Here is a 3,422-nt window from a genome sequence, read left to right on the forward strand (position 1 = left end):
GAGGCCGTCCGCCGCACTCCCGGTGCCTTCTCCAGCACACCGTCCTCGATGAGCCGAGTCACCCTCCGGCGGAAGTTCCCCGGATCCTGCGGCTCGCCCTTCACCGCGGAGAACACGGCGCGCAGCTCCGGAATGGTGAAGGTCTCCGGCACCAGCGAGAACGCCAGCGACGACGTGTCCAGCTTGTCCCGCATCCGCTCCAGCGCCACGCGGAGGATGTCCTCGTGGTCGAAGGCCAGCGCGCCCTCGCGCAGTTCCGCCACCGGGCTCCAGCACGTCTCCGCCGCGTCTCCGCCCGCGCGCACCCGCGGCGCCAGGTCCGACCGCACCAGCGCGTAGTACGCCACCGAGAGCACCCGCAGGCGAGGGTCCCTTCCCGGCCGACCGAACGTGGCGAACTGCTCCAGCAGCACGTCCCCTGCCCCGAGCCCCGTCTCCTCCTCCAGCTCGCGCGCCGCCGCCGCGTCCAGGTCCTCGCCCTGGTCCTCCACCCCGTCCCCCACCCGCAGGAAGCCGCCGGGCAGCGCCAGCTTCCCCTCGAAGGGAGGCTCGCCCCGGCGCACCAGCAGCACGTTCAGCGCGCCGTCCAGCAGCGTCAGGATGACCAGGTCCACCGCCACCGCCGGGCGCGCGTACGCCGCCAGCGACTCGCGCGCCCGGAGGACTTCCGGGGCCCTCACACGTCCAACGGGTCGGTGGTCCGCACCACCTTCATCCCCGCCTCCCGGAATGTCCGCATCGCCTCGTTCGCCACGCGCGGGAAGTCCAGCCCCGGCGGCAGCGGCTCCAGCGGCGGCGCCGGCACCGGGCTCATCGCGTCCTCCAGGATGTAGATGCGCCCCATCTTCGAGCGGTCCGTCGCCTCGATGCGCTGCTTCAAGTCCATCAGCGTCGACAGCACGCAGTGCGACTTCGCCTGCCCGAACACGTACACCCGGTCGTACGTCAGCAGGTGGTCGAAGAGGTCCTGGTTGAACTCGCCCACCTTCCGCCCCGACAGCTCCGTCACCTCGGGCGACAGCACCGAGTAGTTCTCCGTCAGCGGCTCCTCGCCCTTCTGCTCGAAGCGCGTCTGCGTGTCCCGCGCCACCGCGTGGAAGAGGCTCGCCTCCATCACCGCCGGCAGCAGCGCGTGGCTCAACCCGCCCAGCAGCGCGTGGTACGGCCACACCGTCAGCACGTACCGGCCCGTCGCCTCCAGCCGCTCGCAGTAGGCCAGGCTCTCCTCCGGGTAGCGCGTGGCCCGCCACTTGCCCGCGCGAATCTCCGCCGCGGTAATCGGCGTCAGCGGCGCCGGCTGCCGGCCCTCCGCGTCCGCCCACCACGCCGGGTGGAAGATCTGGAACACGCGGTGGGTGTCCATCGAGAACACCAGCCCGGTGATGCGATCCAGGTGCGCGTACAGCCAGCGCAGCGTGCGCTGCGTGTCCTCCACCGCGCCGGGGACGAAGAGGCTCGCCTCCGGCTGGCAGAACGCCACCTGGACGTCGATGCCGAAGGCGGCGATGCGCACGCGATCCTCGCGCGCCGGCTTCACCTTGTTCGCCACCGCGTAGCGGCGCGCCTCGTCGGTCACCCGCGCGGCACGCTCCAGGTACAGCGCGCCCACGCGCTTCTCGTCATGGAACTCGGGAATGGGCAACGGCATGGTGTCCTCCAGGAAGCTCAAGAATGGTGCGCGGGGCGCTGCGGGAAGTGCTGCTGGCGCAGCGCGTCCACCAGCGCCTGCGTGGCCGGCGTATAGGCGACGCGCTGGTCCTCGGCCCCGGCCGGGGGAATGGCGGAGGCGACCGCGGGCGTGGCCCCCGAGAGCAGCTCGTAGCCCTCGGGCACCGGCTCTCCCTCCTGGCCGATGAGCCCGATGGGACCCGTGCCGCTCCGGCGCCGGAACACCACCGGCACGCCCGGGATGCTCTGCTTGCCCTCGGCCAGCTCGTTGCCGAACTTCATCGTCGGCACGTGGCCCGTCTTCGCCAGCTTGTACACCGCCGCCACCCGGTCCCGCGTGAAGGGATTCGCCATGGTGCGCGCCACGATGAAGCCGCCGTAGCCGTAGAACTGCTTCGACGGCTCCCAGCCGTACTGGCTGCGCAGCTCCTCGAACTCGCGCGTGGCCTGCGCGTCCAGCCCGTCCTCCAGGATGAGCACCGGCTTGATGCCCTCCTCCTTCGCCCGCGACACCGCCTGCGTGTACTGCTTCTTCTTGTCGCCCGAGTCGAAGCGGATGGAGTCCCCCGAGTTGGGCTCCTCGTGGATGAGGCGGAAGGCCGTCGGCAGGCCCGAGGTCAGCGTGTCATAGGTGTCCAGCAGGTAGCTCGAGCGCTCCGGGCGCCGCTCGCGGATGGCCCGGAAGGCCGCCTCGTCCGAGCCATAGCGCTGCACGTGCTCGTGCCCCATGGTGCCCACCGGAATCATCCCCAGCCGCTCCGCCCCGAGCACGTTGCTGGTGCGCATCACGCCGGCCTCCTTGCAGGCCCGCAGGGCGATCTCATGCTGCTCCAGGCACGTGGCCGCGCGCAGCCCCACCTCGAAGATGCGGCTCGGGTCCTTCACCGCCTCCACCAGCTCGCGCACCACCGCCACCACCCGCGCGTGGTAGCCCTCGGTGTCCACCGTCATGGGCACCGGCTTCACCCCCACCGCGTCCAGCGTCTCCAGGGCGATGCGCTTCTCCTCCTCGCACGACACCACGGCGAGCGCCTTCGCCAGGGCCTCCCGGTCCGCCAGCGCCTGCGTGGCGACCTGGATGCGGAAGTTGAGCTGCAAGAGCAGCGGCTCCAGCCACGACACCAGCGCCGAGGTCCCCGTCACCGAGAACACCGGCTCGCGCGAGTAGAAGCGCGCGCCCTTCGGCAGCGCCCGGATGACCAGCTTGTCCTTGCGCTGGATGGCCGCCTTGAAGGCCGCGCCCATCTCGTAGCTGTTGCGGGCCAGGTAGGCGTAGTCGCTCTCGATCGGCTCCGGGAGCAGGGCGCGCACATGGGACTCGAGGTCCAACGGCACCACCTGCTGCCCCCCCTTGCGGTGCGAGTAGTAGAACGTCTCACGACGGAGCGGCCAGCCGGCCTCCGCCATGCTGAACTTGTAGCCGTCCGTCGCGAGCAGCGAGCTCCCCATGGTCTGCCTCCCGGGGTTCAACTCTAACGGGCGGAGAAAGAGTCAGCAATACTCTTTCCTCCTGGGGAGCGGAATGGGCGCGAAGGGTGGTTGAATCCGGGCCGCGATGCCCGACTCCCGCCGCCGACTGCTGCTCGCGCTCGCCCTCAGCCTCGGCGCGCATGCCCTGTTGTGGCTGTGGGTGGAGACGCGGCGCGCCTCGTCCGAGGCCCAGCGGACGCCCCCGAGGCCCGTGACGGCGACGCTCCAGTTCGTCGAGGTGGAGGTGGCGCCCCCGCCCGAGCCCCCCAAGCCCCCGCCCCCGA

3 protein-coding genes and 1 pseudogene are annotated in these 3,422 nt (G+C 71.3%); 1 reads left to right on the forward strand and 3 read right to left on the reverse strand.

The window, feature by feature from the left end; genetic code table 11:
* The 3 genes from VF697_RS08240 to VF697_RS08250 all read right to left on the reverse strand — a co-directional run.
* Positions 1–680: NUDIX hydrolase (locus VF697_RS08240; RefSeq protein ID WP_331093001.1), on the reverse strand; the 680-nt coding region annotated here is incomplete at its 3' end.
* Positions 677–1,648, reverse strand: coding sequence for a nicotinamidase (locus tag VF697_RS08245; protein ID WP_331093003.1), 972 nt, complete (start codon positions 1,646–1,648; stop codon positions 677–679). The genes VF697_RS08245 and VF697_RS08240, both read right to left, overlap by 4 nt.
* A 17-nt stretch (positions 1,649–1,665) precedes the next feature.
* Positions 1,666–3,117, reverse strand: a complete 1,452-nt coding sequence (locus VF697_RS08250) for a nicotinate phosphoribosyltransferase (protein ID WP_331093005.1) — start codon at positions 3,115–3,117, stop codon at positions 1,666–1,668.
* A gap of 106 nt (positions 3,118–3,223) precedes the next feature.
* Between VF697_RS08250 and VF697_RS08255 the strand changes: the two are divergent.
* A pseudogene (locus tag VF697_RS08255) lies at positions 3,224–3,422 on the forward strand (hypothetical protein); the annotation flags it as partial.

The sequence above is a fragment of the Archangium sp. genome (assembly GCF_036388035.1).
Lineage (GTDB): Bacteria > Myxococcota > Myxococcia > Myxococcales > Myxococcaceae > Archangium.

Bases quoted from the DNA above. Each gene is read 5' to 3' on its own strand.
- VF697_RS08245 (WP_331093003.1), bottom strand. From the start codon at position 1,648: ATGCCGTTGCCCATTCCCGAGTTCCATGACGAGAAGCGCGTGGGCGCG.
- VF697_RS08250 (WP_331093005.1), bottom strand. From the start codon at position 3,117: ATGGGGAGCTCGCTGCTCGCGACGGACGGCTACAAGTTCAGCATGGCG.